The sequence below is a fragment of the Rhizobium sp. SYY.PMSO genome (assembly GCF_046840415.1).
In the GTDB taxonomy this organism is placed as follows: domain Bacteria; phylum Pseudomonadota; class Alphaproteobacteria; order Rhizobiales; family Rhizobiaceae; genus Rhizobium.
The window spans coordinates 706,492-725,568 of sequence record NZ_CP177351.1; the positions used below are offsets into that span (position 1 = coordinate 706,492).

Genomic DNA, 19,077 nt, shown 5'->3' on the forward strand with positions numbered 1-19,077 from the left:
CTTGCTCCTTTGTCGATCTCCATAATATCCATATTTTCCCGATTTGCAAGAAAACGGCGCTTATGCGCCGCCTCCTGCAAGTTCCCATACGGTGATGCCGAAACGGCGGGCCTTGTCGCGAAGGTTTTCGGTGATGCCGGAGCCCGGAAAGATGATGACGCCGGCCGGCATGACCGAGAGCATCTCGTCGTTGCGCCGGAACGGAGCCGCTTTCGCGTGCCGGTTCCAGTTCGGCTTGAACGCGACCTGAGTCACACCGCGGGCTTCAGCCCAGCACGCCGCGATGCGTTCAGCACCCTTCGGCGAACCGCCATGCAGCAGCACCATGTCGGCGTGTTTGACAAGGGCCTTGTCGAGCGCCGCCCAGATCCGGTCGTGATCGTTATAGTCCAGGCCGCCGCCGAAGGCGATCTTGGTGCCGGAAGGGATCAGCACCTCAGTCTCGGCACGGCGGCGGGCCGAGAGGAAGTCGCGGCTGTCGATCATCGCCGCGGTCATGTTGGCATGATTGACCTTGGAACCGGTGCGAGGCCTCCACGTCGAACCGGTCTGCGCTTCGAAGAGGTCGGATGCATAGTCGCGCATGAACTCGAAGGCGTTGCGGCGCTCGAGGAGAGAGATGCCCTCCATGATATGCCGTTCGAGCTCGACGCTCTTCACCTCCGAGCCGTCCTGCTCGCGCTGGTCGTTTCGCTGGGCGTCCTCGTTGCGCTGAAGCTCGCGCTGGATGCGCTCGCCCGCACGGTGGAAGAGATTGACCGTCGACCAGAGCAGGTCTTCGAGATCGGGCTCCAAACGCGTGTCGCCGAGCATTTCGAACATGGCGTCGAACATCGCGGTCAGCGCGGACTGGACGACCGGCTCTTCGGGAAGCGGACGCGGGTCGGGCTCGTCCTGGAACGGACGATAGCCGTAGACCTGCATCTCGTAGATGATCCGGTCGGTCGGGGACGATGCGTGGAGTTCGATGGCGGCATCGATGGGAAGCTGGACGTTCATGTTGGTCTCCGTCGGTTGCGGCCGCGCCTCTCGCGGCCTGACGGCGATCCCTTTCCATCCGGCGGGCGGGCCGGAACCGCGGCGCTCGCGCCGCGGCCCAGCGCAGCGCCGGGTCGCCGGGGACAGGTTTTTTGCTGCGCGAGGAGCGCCGGCTCTGCCGGCGCGGGGAAAAAACCGGGCCTCCGGCGGTTGGAGGACCGAACGCCGGATGGTAAGGGTCGCCTCTCGGCAGGCCCGCAGGCGCGCGCTCACCGGGCGGTGACTGGCAGGCCCGGCCCTCCCTTCCCCGCCGCCACCGCTCCGCCCATCCTCCCAGCACGGCCTCATCAAGACGGTAGAAAGACTTCGGCATCTTCCGGGGCGAGCTGCGCCCTGAGACTGGTGATCTGCCGGCTCGGATCCAGCCGCAGATCGTCGTTGAAGTCGCCGAGTTCCGGAGCGAGCACCAGCGGCAGGATCCCGCGGGACTGCGTGCGGCGGCTCAATCGCTGGATACCGTTCCGGCCAGCCGCGTCGGCGTCGGCGGCGATGTAGAGGCGCACGCAATCGGGCGGCAGATCGAAGGCTGTAACGTTGGTTATCGCCAGCGACAAACGATCTGGAGGCCAACGCGGATGCGCGCTATTTGGGTGCCATGGCGTAAGCCAGTTCCAAAGCAATAGCGCCGGGGCTTTGTCATGGTCGAAAGCGCGCCAGAAACTCCGCCGCCTGTACCGAAGGCATCATGCTGGCCGCTTCGCTGAAATATGGCTGTTCACGCCAAAGATCCCGGTCTCCAACCATAAAGATACGATGCCGCGCGCGCGTCACGGCAACATTCAGAAGGTTCGGTGCCGACGCGGCCCATTTGGCAGCGCCCCGTCGTGACGCGTCGGTCCCGAGGACCATGATCACCGCATTTTCCTCCTTCCCCTGAAACGTATGAACCGTCCCGACGCGGTTCTTGAGCCATGCGGTTAGTTTCCTGGGACGCGGCACAGGCAAACCGTCTGGCCCGGTCCACGCTACGTGCTCGAACGAACGCTTAAGGGCAGCCTTGGTTTCCTTGAATGGGGAGATCACATAAAGATCAGGTAAATCGCCATCACGCCGAAAGCTTTCGCCCACGACCTGAATGACGAATGCGACCTGTTCCGGAACGGTTTGCTTGCCTGACACCGCGCCCTTGATGTCGATCCAGGCACTGCCGCCGTAGAATGGCGGGCTGTCCTCCGAGGGAGATCGGTCGCCGGCAGCGAAGACCATTTTCTCATGATAGGCGATGCGGTTTGCGAGACTGAACATTGGATCGATACAACGACGATGCACCCGCAATGGGCTGCCGATCCAGAGCGGTACGTCTCCTTCTGTCGGAACGAGGGTGCCAAATGTGTTTGCAGCATCAGCCAGTATTTGCACCGACGTCTGCGTTGGAGAATAAAAGCCATCGGCGGTATGAATCGAGAGGTCGGCAAGCGCCTTGATCAAAGTGGTTGGCAAGGTAAACACGGGTTCGATCTGCAGTGGATCTCCTATGACCACGGCACGACGGGCCCTCGTTAAAGCGCCCACTGCGGCTTGCGGCACAGCCTGGCCGGCTTCGTCGATGAAAAGCCAACCGATCTCTCCAACCCCAACACCTTGGAATTGCCGGGCGAAGGAAGCGAATGTCGTCGACGCCACAGGAACGATCATGAAGAAACTCTGCCAGATCAACCAAACAGCATCAGGCTCGATTGGGATGTTTCCCGAGAGCATTTCCACGGCCGCGAAAATGTTTCCGCCAAACCCGCCCTTGTTCTGGCCGACTTCGGCGAGCCATGCCGCATGGAGCTGCAAGGCGGCAGCGAAGAGGTCGGATCGTTCGGATGCCAGTTTCTCACTATGCCAAAGGCCGGCGATCTGGAACTGGTCCGACTCCAGATCGTCAAGGGATTGCGGCACGACTGGGTGCCCGAGAGAGATACCGAACTTAGCGAAGTCTTCCGTCTTGCATACCCATGCATTTTGCCGCGCCTTCAAATCCACTTCGCACCTTTCCAGGCATGCGAGCGCAGCGTCCACATCAGAGCGTAAGCTCTTCACTGATCGTTTAAGTTCCTGCAACCGGGAATTTAGAGCAAGCTGGGCCCTGGCGTTTGTCTCCTTGGCTTGCCTGTGGCGATGACCTGTCGCGGTCGGCAGCAGCATATACCACCATGCGGGGGTGGAACGATCGAGGAGGCGCTCTTCTTCCTTGAGTTCGAATAACTGGACATTGACCGTTTGGGCGTTATTCAGACCCGTCTCGTGAGAAAGCTTCGCAGTTTCCCACACGCGCACTGCCTGTTCACGCTCTGAGAGCGCAGTACGGCAGTACTCCTCGCAGGAAGAAAGCCCCACTTCCGCGAAGAGGTCGGCATATCGCGCGTATTGGGTCAGAGTGGCTCCAACCGCAGCGTCCGCAATACGGAAGGTCTCAGCCGCTTGCGAGAACGAGGGACCCTGATAGTTGTTGAGCCATCCCCAAATATTCTGGAACAGATTCTCGCCACGCTGGACCGTACTCTTCTTCTCTTTCCCTATCGGCTTTGAGAAGCGCTTGGTAAAGGCCCATCGATTTTTGGCGTTTCCAAGCACCGACGCAATAAGTCCCCAGGGCTGATCCTCCTCCTTTAGTTGCGCGAACGAACCTTTTTCCGTTTGGGCAGCTACATTGTGGGCGACAGATTGCAGGTATTCGGCGGAAGAATGCCGCCACAAGGAACCCCGTTTCGGGAGGTCGCGGGAAATGTTCTCGACGGCGGTATTGTTCGATGACGCAATCACCATCTCGAAGCCTGTCAGCTCGGGCCTCAGCGGTGAAACAGATGCGGTCTTCCCGTCGGCAAAGGTTATTTTTCTGGAGCGCCCATCGAAAGCATCACGGGGAGAAAGCAAACCGGAGAGAGCACGCGCGCGTTTGACGAGATTGTCAGCAATGACATCGCGAAGAAGGGTTGTCTTCCCCGTGCCCGGCGGACCGTTAACCGAGAATAACTCGCCCTGATCCGATAGGCCGCCCACCATGTTGATTGCGAATTGTTGCATAAGGCTCATGGCATGCTGGGGGGCACTCGGCCATCGGCCACGGTTGAGGGTGCGCGGGTTCAGCGCTTGCAGGATGGCCCGCCGCCCGTCGCTGGAATAGAGATCCACACGAGCGTCGAGGCCGACCGATGTCAGATATTGCAGAAGCGGTTCCGGGATGGCGCTCTCACGGACAAGGGCGATGGCCCATTCGAGATCTTCAAGATAGAAGCTGTTGAGGATGCCGATCTCGCAGTCGACCGCAGCCTCGTAATCTTCGTCCTCTGGTTCATCATCACCCTCAGGCGTCAGATCAATGACCTTTGGCGCTTGCAGTTGCTTGATGACCGGCTGCTCGCGCTGTTCCTTAAAACGAATTTCGACCAACGCGATGGGCCGCTCTGGCTTCGTGCGGAACCCGGCCCAATCCTGAAGGATCGTATGAAGATCGAGGATGTCCGCGGCAGAGAGCGGTTGTGGCTCCTGTGGTTCCTGGCGTTCGTCAGGTTGGCTCAGGCGCCTCTGTTCCGCGAAATTCCACAACAGCTCCTTCAGCCGCAGCCTGCTTGTCTCGAAGGCTGTTGACGAGAGTCGAGAAAGACCACCGTTCTTGATGGACCCGAGCGCCCAAGGGAGTGTCGAAACGGAAAACCGGGTGAAGTTTGGAACACCGAAAGCGTCGAGATCCAGACTAGCGAAACATGTATCGCCTTCCAGGTCGGCGCGCTCGTCATCCTCATATACCGACGCTTCGTCTACGACCTGACAGAATCGGCGAACGGACTCGACGATTTCCGACTTGTCGAAAACCCCGAAATACATCCTAATCGACGCAATTTCCTTGTCCTTTGGAATGATTGGCCGGCGCGCCTGTGCCAGATCATCCTGAAGGCTGTCGGCATGTAGCCAGAACGACGCTCGATCTTCTTGCTCTTCGGCATGGGCAGACAGATCAAACGGGATGAAAAATTCTATTCTGTGCCAGAATTCCAGAATCGCCTGAAGCCGACTCGTTTGCTCACTCTTCATTCAAACCTATCTCGCAGCTTCGGCGCAAAAAATAATCTATCGTATTGCCTTTGCAGCGAACCGTATATGATTGAAGAACTGGAATACAGCCCGATACGGCCAGATTAGTGGTCGACTGACGCCTTCGACATTCGCAACTATGATAGAAATACGAGCGCATCTTCCGGGGCGAGCTGCGCCCTGAGATTGGTGATCAGCCGGTTCGAACCCAGCCGCAGATCGTCGTTGAAGTCGCCGAGTTCCGGGGCGAGGACCAGCGGCAGGATCCCGCGAGCCTGCGCCCGACGGCTCAATCGCTGGATACCGTTCCGGCCGGCTGCGTCGGCGTCGGCGGCGATGTAGAGGCGCACGCAACCGGGCGGCAGGTCGAAGGCGGCGAGGTGATTGGCCGTCAGCGCCGAGACCATCGGCATCACGGGCATTACGTGCGAGAGCGACAGGATACTTTCGAGACCCTCGCCGGCTGCCATGACCGATACGGGACCCCGGACGGGAAAGCCGAAGCGCACCGCATTGCCGAGCAGGCCGCCCAGCGCGCGGCGGGGATCGTCGATCTGCGCCTTTCCGCCACCGTCGGGATCGAGCCAAGTGCGATGCACGCCGGTGATCGTGCCGGCGGGATCGGTCACGGCTGCGATGAGCGCGGGAAAGCTGCGAGTCGTGCCCGTCACCAGATCGCGATAGTAGCAGGACGGATGATAGCGAAGCGCCGGGTGCAGGGATGCGCGCAGGATGCCCCGCTGGCGCAGGTAGCTGTCCGCCAGGGTCCCGTCCAGCGGCTGCGTCATGCGAAAAAGGCGCTGCGCGCGCTCGTCTGCCGGTCTTTCGACCGGCGGGTCGGTTCGGGCGTCGCCCCTGCGGGCCATTTCCCATTTAAGGTGGGCCGGGTCGGGTTGCGGGAGGCTGAGGAACCGTCGCGCCTCGTCCGCAACGTCGCGGAAATCGATGAGCCCGCAGGTCTCCCGGACGAGATCGAGCAGGTCGCCATATTCGGCCGTTGCTCCGTCCGCCCAACGGCCCGCACGGGGGCCGGTGAGATGGACATAGAGCGATTTGCCCTTGTTGTTGGCGGTATCGCCAACGATCCAGTAATTACCGGCCCTGCGTCCGGCGGAGAGATAGTGGCGGCAAACCGCTTCCGCATCGCGCGCGAGGCGGTTCGCCAGTTCGGAGGCCGAAAGCATGGCGGTCCCCCTCAGTGCCGGCTCATGACATCGAGCAACCTATGGCGCTGCATCAGGCGCGAAAGGACCGCAGAGCCGTCATCGGTCACCGGAATGAAGAAGCGCAGCTTCCATGCGATCATCTCCGAGAACAGGCCGATGGAGCGCAGCCAGTCACGCATGCCGTCCGTGAAGCCGGCCAATTCGACGCGGTTGTCGTTCATGACCCGCACGCGGCGCAGCGTCATCCCACCGGCAAGGCTGATGATGGACGAGCCATCGACCACCGATCTCCATGCCTGATCCGGGTCGAGAACCTCGCTCCGGTCGATGCCGAAATTGGTGCACAGCCGTGAAAGACCGGCCGGCGCGATGACGCGGCCGACGATGCGCTCGCCATCCTCGGTTTGCAGGCGATAGACCCTGCAATAGTCCTGCGGCAACAGTTTCCAGATCGGCAGCAACAGACCCGAGACGACGTGCAAGGTCGAGGTGGAAAACTCCGGCACATTGGCAACCTCGCCCTTCCAGGCGGCGGCGAAGACCTGTTCGTCCGCCTCCTCCCAGTTCGTCTCTTCCAGATGGCGGATCTCGAAGCGCAATTCGTCCATCGGCCGGATCAGCGCGACGCGCGGCTGGACCGAGCCGTCGTCGAGCATGATGGAGCGCGTCGGAGCCATTACCGCCGCCCGTTCGGACTTGCCGTTGATCATCAGCTTCGCACGCGGATCCCGCGCCACCAGATGAAGGGCATCCTCGAGGGGCATCGGTCGATTGCGGTCCATGCGCTCAATGGTCAGCAGGTGCGACTGCGCGCCGGTGACCGGATGGGTATAGACCAGCTTGCGATCCTTGAGCGTCATGCGATCGGCCGTCAGCGTCTCCAGCCCCTTGTCGTAGACGCCGGCGGCGATGGCACCCTCGATCCGGGCGGCCAATAGCTCCTCGAAGGACGCGAACAGCAAGTTCTGCATGGTGATGGTCAGCGCCAACATGCGATTGAGGAAGGTGTGGATCGGGGGCAGCTCGTCCCTCAGCCCGCCGTCCTCGTCGGACAGGGAAAGGCCGGTGATCCCCTCGAACGTTTGCAGCGAGCAGCCGGACACCTGGCCGCTATGGACGCGTTTGTAGAATTGCCGCAGCGCGTCGCGGGCGTACTGGGATTCGAGGTTGTCCTCGCTACGGAACATCCCCTGCCCGCCGGTCTGGCGCTGGCCACGGGTGATTGCGCCCAACGTGTCGAGCCGCCTGGCGATGGTCGACAAAAACCGCCGCTCGGCCTTGACGTCGGTCGCGACCATCCGGAAGCGCGGCGGCTGGGCCTGGTTGGTGCGATGGCTGCGCCCGAGACCCTGGATCGCCACGTCGGCGCGCCATCCGGCTTCGAGCAGATTGTGCAGGCGCTGGCGCTGGTTCCTCGCGGCAAGGTCTGCATGGTAGGATCGTCCTGTCCCGCCCGCTTCCGAGAAGACCAGGATCGGCTTCTGGTCATCCATGAAGGCGCGCGTCTCGTCGAGATTGGCGCTGCCCGGCCGGGTCTCGACAGCAAAGCGGGCGAATGCGCCGTCGCCGTCGCGGCGAACGATGCGGCGGGAGCGCCCGGTGATCTCGGCGACCTTGTCCGTCCCGAAATGCTGCACGATCTGATCGAGTGCGGTCGGGATCGCCGGCAGGCTGCCGAGCCGTTCGAGCAATTCGTCGCGCCGTGCTACAGCCTCACGGCACAGGACAGCATTGCCGTCAGCATCGTAGACCGGCCGTGAGAGCAGATTGCCCTCGTCGTCCGAATATTCCTCGAAGAGCTGGGTCGGGAAGGAGTGCATCAGATACTCCGCGACGATCTCGCGCGGGGTGACGTCCACCTGGATATCGGCCCATTCCTCGGTCGGGATTTCCGCGAGGCGGCGCTCGGTTATCGACTGCCCCGTTGAGATGAGCTGGACGATGGCGGCATGGCCGTCGGCCACGTCCTGGTTGATCGTACCGATCAGCGTCGGGGTTTTCATGCTGGTCAGCAGCAAGTTGAAAAACCGCTGCTTTGTGCCCTCGAAGGCGGAGCGCGCCGCTGCCTTGGCGTTTTTGTTGAGCGTCCCGGTCGCCGAGGTGATGCTGCAGGCTTCCAGCGCCTGGTCCAGCCGATTGTGGATGACCTGATAGGCTTCGGCATAGGAGTCGTAGATACGAACCTGCTCCTCGGTCAGCGTATGTTGGAGAAACTCATATTCAACGCCTTCGAACGACAGTGAGCGAGACGCATAGAGACCCATTGCCTTGAGGTCGCGCGCCAGCACTTCCATCGTCGCGACGCCGCCATCCTCGATCGCCGCGATGAATTCGCTGCGTGTCGCGAAGGGAAAATCGGCGCTGCCCCACAAGCCCAGCCGCTCTGCATAGGCGAGCGATTCGACCTCGGACGCGCCGGTTGCCGAGACATAGACGACACGGGCGTCGGGCAAGGCGCGCTGAAGACGAAGGCCGGCGCGACCCTGCTGCGAAGCCGCCTTGTCGCCGCGGTCGGACTTGCCGCCGGCCGCGTTTGCCATTGAATGCCCCTCGTCAAAGATCACGACACCATCGAAATCGCCGCCAAGCCAGTCGACGATCTGCTGGACGCGGGAGCGCTTTCCCTCGCGTTCGTCCGTGCGGAGCGTCGCGAAGGTGCAGAAGAGGATCCCCTCTTCCAACTTGATCGGCTTTCCTTGGCGGAAGCGTGACAGCGGCGTGACCAGCAGCTTCTCCTGGCCGAGCGCGCTCCAGTCGCGCTGGGCATCTTCGATCAGGGTCTCCGATTTAGAGATCCACACATGCCGCCGGCGGCCCTTCAGCCAATTGTCGAGGATGATACCGGCGGCCTGCCGGCCCTTCCCGGCTCCCGTGCCGTCGCCTAGAAACCAGCCTCGACGATATCGGACAGCGCCCTCGGTGTCGGGGGCGACCGCTGCCAGATTGTCGAAAGAGGCATCGACCTTCCAATGACCGGCGAGGTGGCCGGAATGGGCCTCGCCAGCATAGATCACGCTTTCAAGTTGGGCGTCCGAGAGATCGCCGTTGGAAATCACGTTTTTTGGAAGATGGGGCCGATAGCTGGGTTTCGGCGGAGCAACCGACGCCATGGCGACCGACTCGACAAGCTTGTCGGGATGCATCTTGGCGTTGGGGATGCGGATCGCCCGGACCTCATAGGGCTCGTAGATGCCATCGGCGGCCTCCAGGCGCGCCGATGGCGGCGCATCCCGCAGCTCGTAGGCGAGCTCGACGATCTCGCCATAGGCTGGCGAGGGCGGCGGCGACACCCTGCCCGGCGTGCGGGAAGAGAGCGCAGAATGCGACGGTATCCCGGCGACCGCGGCGGGGCGCAGTGTTTCGGCGGCCTTACGCGCGGCCATTTTCGCGGCGCAGGCGCGAAGGATGCCGTTGGAAAGCGCGCCGATGGAATTCGACGCGGCCGAGGGCGAGCGCGGCGGCAGGTCCGAGATCCAGGACAGCAATGTGGTGAGATCGGGAGCGACACACATGCTCGCGACCAGCTTTGTCGGATCGGCGGAGGCAATCTTGTCGATGACCGTCAGCCGCGTTTCCATGGTCGTGCCGTGGCGGGAATAGATATCGCCGGCGATCGCGGCGCTGAACACGACCGTGCCGCGCTCCTGCAAGCGAACGAAGGCGTCACGCCATTCGGGTTGTCGGGAGAAAGGCTGGAGCCGGTGATGGCGACCAGACGTCCGCCGGGCGCAAGACGGGCGAAGGCGGAGGCGAGATGCCGCCACGCTGCATCGGCCATGCGACCCTCGACATGCACCCCGTCCGAGAATGGCGGGTTCATCAATACGACGGTGGGGCGAGCGGCGCGATCGAGATAGTCGTCGATGTGGGCCGCGTCATGGTGCGTGACTGATGATCCGGGAAACAGATGCTCGAGGAGGGAATGGCGGACCGGCGCATATTCGTTGAGCACGAGGCGCGCGCGGGCCATCTCGCCGAAGATCGCCATGAGGCCGGTTCCGGCGGAAGGTTCGAGAACGACGTCATCCGCCATGATGGCGGCGGCGCGGGCCGCGACATAGCCGAGCGGGATCGGCGTGGAAAACTGCTGGAGCCTCTGGCTTTCCTCGGATCGACGCGTGTGCGTCGGAATGCGCGCCACGAGCCTGGTCAGGATGGAAAGGGCTGCCGCGGGCGTATTCGTGCGGGCGGAAATGGCCGAGCCGAACTTGCGAAGGAAGAGAACCTGGGCCGCTTCGGTCACCTCGTAGGCGTCCTTCCACGACCAGTATCCTTCGGCATCCGAGCCGCCGAATTCAGTGGTGAGGATGGCGCGCAGGTGGCCCGATGTGATCGTATCGCCAGATTCGAGAAGCGGCAGAAGCACACGTCCGGCCGCAAAGATGCTGCTCGCACGGCTGCGTTCTTCGGGCGAGCGGGGCCCAATGGCGATCGCGTTCGCGCCGCGGGAGGATAAAGCGTTCATGGGAAACCTCATCGAGAGCGGGAAAGAGCCGGCCGCCGGGTGCTCTCCAACCCCGCCAGGCCACCCCTTTCCGGCCCCTCTCTCCCTCTCGGCGGCAGAGGCGGCGGCGCCCGGCCTTCAGCCGGGCGCGAGCTTGAGGTTTCCGAACGCAGCGACGCCGGCGACCGAGACTTCGTGCAGGACGGCGTTGCCGCCTGCAGCGATCCATGCGGCCGCCTGCTCGGCCGATAGCTCATGCACATGGACAAGGTTGCGCTCGGCGGCCGCGCGCTGGCGTTCGAACGCTTCCCCGTCCTCGAAGGCGTAGAGCGTGTCGCCCGGGCCGTCCCAGAAGACGATGGCGAAGCGAGTCGGCTCGACGACTTCCGAACGAAAGTTCAGGAAGACAGGCGTTGCGGCGTGGGGGCAGGCGAGAATAGACAGGCTCATGTTGCTCTCCTGAAAATACAGAAAGGCTCGGCGCTCCTTTCGGAGCACCGGGCCGGGATTGAGGAAACAAAGAGAAGATCGAGCGCGAAACGGGATCCGAATGTCGGATCGGCCGTCTAGCTATGCGTGTAGCCGTCGGCCTCTATACAAAGCCACATCCCGCACCAGGGCAACGCAACGGCTCCGTCTGCGGCGGCGATGGTCAGCTTCCGTAAGGGAATGCCGGCAATAGCCGGCGGTCGGGATGGATGGCGTTCCTAGCGGTGGTGGAGAAACTGCCTTCGGCCACCAGCAGCCGCGCTGCGCCAATCCCCTTGCCGGTCAAATCAGTCGGCCGGGCGGCGTTTTACTATTAATATTTTTTATAGTATAAAGCCGCCGCGTCGTGTAGGCTTTGGCCTGAGAAGGAGAGATCGACGGTGCGAACATTCACGATTGGCGATAAGGTGCTTTCGGAAACCTCCCAGGAGTTCCGGGAACTTCTTCCGCACGCCTATGAGGAGCGGCTTCGCCCGATGTGCATGTGCAGGCAGCCACCGGTCGCGATGTACATCGCCCGGCTTGACGACCAATATGTCGTCAAGCGCATGCCGTTGTCCGGGCGCGAGCACGATCCGGCCTGCCCTTCCTATGAACCGCCATACGAGCTTTCCGGCCTCGGGCCGCTCATCGGCAGCGCCATCCAGATCGACGCCAGCGGAAAAGCCGATCTGAAGCTCGACTTCTCCCTGACGAAACGGGGACCGCGCGCTGCGGCCGGCGCTCCGACGGAACAATCGGAGCCGGGGATTCGCAGCGAGCCGGGGAAGCTGTCGCTGAAGGCGATGCTCCACTATCTCTGGGAAGCCGGCGAGCTTACGGAATGGCGTTCGGTCTGGGCCGGGCGGCGCGGCTGGGGCCGGGTTCGCACCAGCCTGATCAACGCGGCGTCGCAAATGACGGCGAGAGGCGGCCCCCTCAGCGACATGCTCTATGTGCCCGAGGTCTATCAGCCAGAGGACAAGGACGGGATCGCCGCACGGCGCGCGACCGCACTAAAGGGCGTGCAGGCGACGGGTTCTGGGCCACGCAAGCTGATGATGATCGTCGCGGAGGTCAAGGAGTTTTCTCCAGCACGGGAGGGACAGAGGATCGTCGTGCGCCATATGCCTTTCCCCCTGATGATCGAGGACGGAGCCTGGCGGCGGCTGGCGGCCCGCTACGAAACCGAGCTGGAATTGTGGCGCTCGAGCGAGATGTTCCACCTGATCGTCATCGCCACCTTCGGCATCTCGACCGCAGGCATCGTATCGGTCGATGAGGTCGCATTGATGGTGGTGAACGAACACTGGCTGCCCTTCGAGGACATCAATGAACTGCGACTGCTGGAGAAACTCGGCCACCTGAAGCGCAAGAGCGTCAAGGGCCTGCGCTTCAATCTCCCGCGCGACGCGCCGATCGTGTCGGTGACGCTGCCGGAACAAAAGCCCGCGCCGGTGGCCATGTTCATCGTGCCGGCGAGCGCGAGCGAGGAATACGAGCACGCGCTTGCCGACATGATCGAGACCAGACCGGAGATCACACCTTGGGTCTGGCGTGTCGGCGACGGCGAGATTCCCCGACTTCCGTGATCATGGACTTCGTGCCAAGGGCCGTTGACAGGTTCAAGCGAATAAGAATAGCTGCTCGACGTCAGTCATCTGCCATAGTCAGCCGGAGCATCATGAAGCCTGAGAAAAAGCCCTTCGTCGTCGAGTTCAAGAATCGGCGACGTCTCCCCCGGAAAGAAACGTCGATCTGGGGACGCATCGACCTGAAGGGCGCTAGCGACGCGATCTCGGTTGAGGAGATGGTCTACCAGGCTGAAGCGATCACAAACGGGCCATCGCCGGAATCCGAAGCCACGCTTAGCCCGGGCCGCCATCAGCGCCTGATTGCGTCGAACACCAGTTTCGGAACCACCCAGCCGTTGATATAGAAGTACCGTTTTGCCTTGAGGCGAGCGATATAGGCATCCTGCTCCTTGAAGGAACCGAGCCGATTGAAGTGGGTGCGGGAGTAGTCGATCATCCCGTCGCCTTCGGTGAGATCCAGCGGGCCTGACGCGGCCAATTCCTCGATATGAGCGCGCAGCGTCTTGACGACACCATCGAAACGATACGGTCGGTCAAGCGCAACATTCAGGCGTCCCGATTGCATGGGTGTGAGAGATTCTGTCTGGAACATGGGGGTCTCCTCGCGACCGCGTGCATCGACGGGCCAGAGACTTGGCCCCATCGACAGTTTCTTCGGTCGGGTTGGTTTGGGTGATCGATTAGGGTGATCGGGCTATTCGCTCGCCCGGCGCGCGTTTGCACGCTGGCGCGACTGTCGTGCCGCCTCCGGCAGCTTGCGGGTCGGAATATCGGCCATCCGCCGATCGCATTCCTCCGCAAGGGCCAGGTTCAGGTATTTGGCGAGGTTCGCCGCCAGCTTGGGATTCTTCCGCGAGCGGCGCAGGACGGCGACAGCGACCTCGTCGCCATCGTAATTCTCGAAGCAGCTATCGAATATCCGCCTGTTCGCGCCGCCGCGGGCAATCACTTGGGCGGCATAGGCAACGCGGCCTCGAAAGTTCTCAGGATCATTGATTTTCGACATGGCATCGCCTCCATGATCTGGCGTCAGGACTTCTCGGTGAACAGCTGATCGATAGCGAGCGCTGCGGTGGCGATGTCCCGTCGGCGGCCGGCGACCGACGCCATGACGGTTTCCAGAAATTCCTCGGGCTCGCCATCGCGATGTGGCCCGTATTCGGACCAGTCCAACGCTCCGACGACAGCGGGAACGAAATCGAAATCGAAGGTAAATCCGCCCTCCTCCAAAGCGTCCGAGAGAGCAGTGTACGCTTCCTCTACGAGGGGTACGACTGCCCGGACATGCGTTCGCATGGCCTGCCAACCGGCCGCATCCCACAATTCCGACATGTGGACAACACCATCGGGCACCGAACGGTGATCCTCATGAAGGCCACGGAAATAAAGCATGGCCTCCCAGATGCAGAGTGCCGTCTCCATCTCGCCGACGGTGAAAGAGCGCGATGCGGCGACCACCGGAGTAGCGTCCACCGGCGAAACCGGCGCGGCCGGCGGCACGAGCGCGCGATCCTGCGAACGGAACCGATTGAGCAACTCCTCGCTGGTCGCATGATGGATGCCTTTGCCGGTGATGAGCGAAACGCTGGCGCCACAGGTCTCCGGCCGTTGTGACGGATGGTTCATCCATTGGATCACCGTCATTTCCGTCAGGCTCGGCGACCGCGCGACAATGTCCTGCACGATGAACTGCCAAGGGAATTCGCTTAGATCGACCTCGACATAGATATCCAGATCCTCGCCGTCTGGCGACGTTGGCAACAACGCGAGAATGCGATTGCCGATGAAGGCATTGAGCGCGCTGTTTGCTTGCGACGTGGAGGCGCGAAAGGCGTCGAGAAGCGCCTGCCGTTTGACACTGATTGGATTGATCGGGCCGACGTCGGTGAACATGACAAGCCCGGCTTCGGTCTCGCCACATTCGAGCACATGACTCAGGACGAGCTTTTCGAGTGGCGTGACATCGGCAAGCGGGATTGGCGGATGGATATAGATCTGGGTTTCGAGATTGGTCATGGGAATACGTTTCCGTGAATGCGAGAAACCTGGCACGACGGCCGGGTTGACTAAGGGGAGAGGAATGCTCGTACGTCTCGGGCGAGCGCTAGGTCGCTGTCCGCGAAGCAAGGGATGGAGAAGCTCGTTCATCGCCTGCCGATGAAAAGCCCTCTACCGAGACCTTCCGATCGTCGATCCTGATCAGGAACGCTCCCTCGCGAGGCACGCGCCAAACCAAATCGCGCTCGACGACGCGCACGATCGCATTCAAATCGGCGGCATGTTCGGTTTCCAGCAAGGCGATGCTCAGATCCTCTGCCTCGTCGGAGAACCATTCTGCCTGCTGCTCGTAGGAGCCGGCATCTGCATCATCCGAGGGAGAAAAGAGCGCATCGATAAGGAAGGTCGTCAGCTCCGACGGCGTGATGGCCGACTGCTTCGTCACCAGAATCTCCATCTCATCCAGCGATCCATACTCTGGTCCCACGACGATCAGGTCTGTTTCGAGCGCCCGTTCCGGGTGCTCCGTTTCCGTAATTTCCAGAAGGATTGTGAGACGATCGGGCCGTCCCTTCCGGCAGAACAGGTCACAAGGGTGAGCTTCCTCGACCTCGCCATCGATCTCCATTCGGTACGATTTAACCAGCATGCGAGAAATCTCGTCGTACCAGGTATACCCAGTAAAAGGATGGTACGGTTCGAAAAGCAGGGGAGCGTGATCGAGCCTCGCCAATGCGCGAGCAACGGTCTGCTCTTCGGGCGGACCGGCTCCCTCGTAGACAAAAGCGGCCGCCGGCACTTTCTGAGGTGCGACGTAGACATTGCGGCCGGTGCCGGCGAAGGAAACAACGTGGGGTTGCAGAATTGCCGCTACTTCCTTCAGATCGATGCCAAGCATCCGACCACGCTGATAGTCCTGGAACGTCAGGCTATGCGCGCCGCTTGCCGCGACCATCCGAAAATACAGTCGATTGATCTCCTCGATGAGCGCGTCGTACATCGCATCGCGTACGACGTCCTTGCGCGCGGGAAGCACAAGCTTGAGGTGGGCACAATCGACCACGTCGATCCTCGCGAAAAGGGTGCGGTGCCAGGCTTGGTGCAGTTCAGGGAGATTGATCTTCAGCGTCACGCCATGAAAGTTGGCGTTATCGACGTTGTAGCGCACCTGATCACTGCCGAAGACCCCGATCCGAATCTCATTCCATTCCTCGACATGATCCGCCGTTTCGAGGAAGTCGGAGGAAGGCATTTCCTCGCCGTTGAAATAGACGGGAACAGGAAAATGGCGGGAGGCGACGCGGACAGCACCGGCGAGATTATCGCCCTTCCTCTCCGGGAAGATGATCGTCACCCCTTGGTGGCCATCTGGCCCGACGTCGACCGTGACGGGCTCTTTGCCGTGAAAGGCATCGGGCGTGGCCGCGATGGTCCAGGCGCGCTCGGTGCCATTCTGCTGGGCGATTATCACCGTCCCGCGATTGGCAAGGGAAAAGAAGCCCATGCCGGCGGCGTCCTCCGACTGGGACAAGGCCGTCGACCATTCGCTCTGACCGAGCGAAAAGAGCGAGCGGGGGTCGGCGAGGCCCGCGCCATCATCTGCGATGCGGATTGACGGACCGAACCGCGGATCTTCGATCTGGTCGATCACGACCTTTGCGGCGCCAGCGCGCCGGGCATTCTGGAGCAGTTCGTTGAGAATATCGTCGATCGAGGCGTTGAAAAGGCGGCCGACCTTCTCGATAGCCCGCGCGGCGACCTGTGCGTGAAAGGAAAAGCTGGTCATAGCAAATTCTCCATATTGGTGAGCGCCCGGCGCGATGGCGGGGCTGCCGATGGGAGCAAGGGTGACGAGGCGGACCTGGATCAGGCTGCGCTTTCGAGCAGCTTTCGGGCTTTGCCCTCCAGCTCCAGCCGCGTGTCCTGATGCGCTTTCCCGCGTGCCAGCGCGGTGATGCCCTGAACGAAGTCGAAGATCGATTCCGGCGGCCGGCCTTCTTCGGCAAGCACCGTGTCGATGATCTTGCCGGTTTCCGCCTTTGAGAATCCACGCTTGCGCAGGAAGCTGGACCGGTCCTCTTCATTGCGGGCGACAACGGTTTCGCGGGCAGCACGGATACCGGCGATGAAGGGCGCCGGCGACGAGTTGGCGAAGTTCGTCAAAGCCGGGGCCGCCTCGTGCGCGAAGCGTTTTGCTGCGAATTTCGAGTGGCGAATGGTGATTTCCTCGAAATTCTCCGTGCCCCAGAGATTGCGATTGCAGCACACGGCCCGCAGGTAAAAGCTTGCGATCCCGAGGGTTTTCGAACCGACTTCCGAGTTCCACGCATAGAAGCCTCGGAAATAAAGGTCCGGCTCCCCGTTCGGCAGGCGGCCGGCTTCGATGGGGTGGGTATCGTCCACAAGGAAGAGGAAAACGTCCCTGTCGCTGGCATAGAGCGTCGTCGTATCCTTGGTGATATCAACGAAGGGATTGTGGGTCATGGTCGACCAGTCGAGCACGCCCGGAACCTTCCACATCGTGTCGCCCACACCATCGCCGGCGATGCTCATCACGGCAGCGACAAGATCCTTGTCCCAGATGCGCCCATATTCGGGGCCGGTCACCGCGCGCAGCTCGACGCGCCCATCGTCCATCTCCAGGGTCTTGACCAACTCGGCGCTGTGGTTGAGCAAGCCGTGCTGGAGATTGATCGCGGCGAGCGGGGCGGGAAGCTGGCGCATGTAGCTCGCGGGCGCGCCGACAAGGCTGCACAGTTGCCCGTAGCTCCAATGCGTCGGCGCCATCGGCACCCGGCTACCGGGAACGACAAGCGAAAGGCGCTCGGCGTTATCGCGCGTTGCTTCCACGCGGATATCCGCGCTCTCGACGGTGCGAACACGGGCGTGCTCCGTCCGCTCGCTGACGGCGCGATGGAGGTCGGAGAGCGAGAGGTAGCGCTCGTCATCCGGGCGAGAAAACCATTCGGACGAGACGCGGCCGATTCGCTCGCCGCGCGAGATATCGACCTTGAAGCCGGACGTTACCGCCGGCGAGCCGGAGATCATGGAATGCATGTCGAGTTCTCCTGAAATGAAAGAGCCCGGCCGGCGCTGTCGCGCCAACCGGGCTGGTGAGATGAACATGGACCGCTGAGGAACTATCCGACGCGGCGATGGACCAGCTGCGGACACCCCCTCTCGGAGCACCCGGAGCCCGGCCCCGGACCGCCCTCCTCTCCCTCTCGCGGCGCAAGTCGACCGCGTTGGAGCTGTCTTGCCATGCTACCAGTCGTAGAACGGCAGGCCGTCAACCTCGTCGGCGTCTTGATGGAACAGGATGTGGCTGCACCCGTTTTGCCCGGCCCATGTCATGACTGCGAACAGATCCTCGGGAATGCGCTGATCGCCTTCGCCGCAGTTCTCGTCATGGGCGTAAATGAACCAGCCGTAGTCGGAATAGCATCCCCCGGCACATGGCCACTCAGCACACGGCTTGGTGTTGAGCATTGTTGCTGTCGACGCCGATACGTGTCCGGTCGAGATCTTGGCGACCCGTAGTTTTTCGAGATTCGTCATAACGATTGTCCTTTCGGAATGCCCGCCTGCCCTGGGCAATGGCAGGGGCTGGCGGCTGGGAAGAGGGTCATCGGTCGATCACACCTCGGCATGATCGTCGTCTTCGGTGCGGGCGATGCCGGCGAGATGTTCGATCAGGCTGCGCGAAAGGTCCTTTTGCTCGGCCCAACGGCAGACCAGCAAAAGAAGGGTGAACCCATCCCATCCGGCCTGGCCGGCGATGCGCTCGAGCTCGTCGTAGGTGGCGTTGCGCATCAGGCTGCCCGCCCTTCGATGACATCCGCGCAGACTTCTTCGGCGGTCACTTCCTCAAGACGAATGTTGATGTGCCCGCTTTCTTTGACCCAGCGCTCCGCATCGGGCCTGTTTTTCGCGAGATAGAGGAGGATGCTGTGCACACCGTATTCCTGAAGGACGCGGAACTCACCGGCTTCCGGTCGTCGTGCGATGGGGATCGCCGGGCCGGAATAGGCGGCGTCGACCCCGTTCCAGATACCTGAAACGTAGGTCTCACCAGCGTCTTCATAGCTCAGCTTCTCACCGGACCAGTCACCGTCCTCGATGGCCTTCCGGCAGGCCAGCACAACGGTATCGGCCTGATACGTGCGATGACGGTAGGCTGGCAGACGATAGCTCGTCTCAATGGTGTAGTCAGGCATCTTGGACTCCTGGAACGAAAGAGCCCGACCGGCGCTGTCGGGCCAAGCCGGGTGGTGAAATGAGAATGGATGGCCGGGTCGCCGGACGGTTGGGATGGCGGTTTGGAGAAGACGCGGGGACGCGTTGGTCCAGG

13 protein-coding genes and 2 pseudogenes are annotated in these 19,077 nt (G+C 62.0%); 1 reads left to right on the forward strand and 14 read right to left on the reverse strand.

Annotation, left to right across the window (positions count from 1 at the left end):
• Positions 1–60: 60 nt before the first annotated feature.
• The 6 genes and pseudogenes from ACJJVH_RS29960 to ACJJVH_RS29985 form a co-directional block, all read right to left on the reverse strand.
• Entirely contained in the window at positions 61–999 is a 939-nt protein-coding gene (locus ACJJVH_RS29960) for a DUF2493 domain-containing protein (RefSeq protein ID WP_412066907.1), read from the reverse strand.
• A gap of 326 nt (positions 1,000–1,325) precedes the next feature.
• Positions 1,326–1,565, reverse strand: a pseudogene (locus ACJJVH_RS29965) (toprim domain-containing protein); the annotation flags it as partial.
• Positions 1,566–1,674: 109 nt separating this feature from the next.
• The gene (locus tag ACJJVH_RS29970) at positions 1,675–5,055 is read right to left on the reverse strand and encodes an AAA domain-containing protein (protein WP_112803979.1); all 3,381 of its coding nucleotides are present in this window, start codon (positions 5,053–5,055) and stop codon (positions 1,675–1,677) included.
• A gap of 137 nt (positions 5,056–5,192) precedes the next feature.
• Positions 5,193–6,239, reverse strand: a complete 1,047-nt coding sequence (locus ACJJVH_RS29975; RefSeq protein ID WP_113452826.1) for a toprim domain-containing protein — start codon at positions 6,237–6,239, stop codon at positions 5,193–5,195.
• Between the two features lie 11 nt (positions 6,240–6,250).
• Positions 6,251–10,686, reverse strand: a pseudogene (locus tag ACJJVH_RS29980) (strawberry notch-like NTP hydrolase domain-containing protein).
• Between the two features lie 117 nt (positions 10,687–10,803).
• Positions 10,804–11,115 (reverse strand): hypothetical protein, encoded by a 312-nt coding sequence (locus ACJJVH_RS29985; RefSeq protein WP_112803985.1) that lies wholly within the window; start codon positions 11,113–11,115, stop codon positions 10,804–10,806.
• A 419-nt stretch (positions 11,116–11,534) separates the two neighbouring features.
• On the opposite strand from ACJJVH_RS29985, the gene ACJJVH_RS29990 reads away from it, so the two are divergent.
• The gene (locus ACJJVH_RS29990) at positions 11,535–12,725 is read left to right on the forward strand and encodes a DUF1173 domain-containing protein (protein WP_113386049.1); all 1,191 of its coding nucleotides are present in this window, start codon (positions 11,535–11,537) and stop codon (positions 12,723–12,725) included.
• 292 nt (positions 12,726–13,017) lie between these two features.
• On the opposite strand, the gene ACJJVH_RS29995 is transcribed toward ACJJVH_RS29990, so the two are convergent.
• From ACJJVH_RS29995 to ACJJVH_RS30030, 8 genes are all read right to left on the reverse strand, one after another.
• The gene (locus ACJJVH_RS29995; RefSeq protein ID WP_112803974.1) at positions 13,018–13,320 is read right to left on the reverse strand and encodes a hypothetical protein; all 303 of its coding nucleotides are present in this window, start codon (positions 13,318–13,320) and stop codon (positions 13,018–13,020) included.
• Between the two features lie 102 nt (positions 13,321–13,422).
• The gene (locus tag ACJJVH_RS30000) at positions 13,423–13,734 is read right to left on the reverse strand and encodes a hypothetical protein (RefSeq protein WP_112803973.1); all 312 of its coding nucleotides are present in this window, start codon (positions 13,732–13,734) and stop codon (positions 13,423–13,425) included.
• A 23-nt stretch (positions 13,735–13,757) separates the two neighbouring features.
• Entirely contained in the window at positions 13,758–14,744 is a 987-nt protein-coding gene (locus tag ACJJVH_RS30005; RefSeq protein WP_412066908.1) for a hypothetical protein, read from the reverse strand.
• An 88-nt stretch (positions 14,745–14,832) separates the two neighbouring features.
• Positions 14,833–16,377, reverse strand: coding sequence for a hypothetical protein (locus ACJJVH_RS30010; protein WP_412066909.1), 1,545 nt, complete (start codon positions 16,375–16,377; stop codon positions 14,833–14,835).
• Between the two features lie 215 nt (positions 16,378–16,592).
• Positions 16,593–17,783, reverse strand: a complete 1,191-nt coding sequence (locus tag ACJJVH_RS30015) for a DUF932 domain-containing protein (protein WP_412066910.1) — start codon at positions 17,781–17,783, stop codon at positions 16,593–16,595.
• Between the two features lie 207 nt (positions 17,784–17,990).
• On the reverse strand, positions 17,991–18,284 hold the full coding sequence (locus ACJJVH_RS30020) for a hypothetical protein (protein ID WP_113452827.1): 294 nt from the start codon (positions 18,282–18,284) through the stop codon (positions 17,991–17,993).
• A 78-nt stretch (positions 18,285–18,362) separates the two neighbouring features.
• Positions 18,363–18,539: a hypothetical protein gene (locus tag ACJJVH_RS30025; RefSeq protein ID WP_162704097.1), complete on the reverse strand. Its 177-nt coding sequence runs from the start codon at positions 18,537–18,539 to the stop codon at positions 18,363–18,365.
• Positions 18,539–18,943: a hypothetical protein gene (locus tag ACJJVH_RS30030; RefSeq protein ID WP_412066911.1), complete on the reverse strand. Its 405-nt coding sequence runs from the start codon at positions 18,941–18,943 to the stop codon at positions 18,539–18,541. Before ACJJVH_RS30030 ends, ACJJVH_RS30025 begins: the two co-directional genes overlap by 1 nt.
• Positions 18,944–19,077 lie beyond the last annotated feature (134 nt).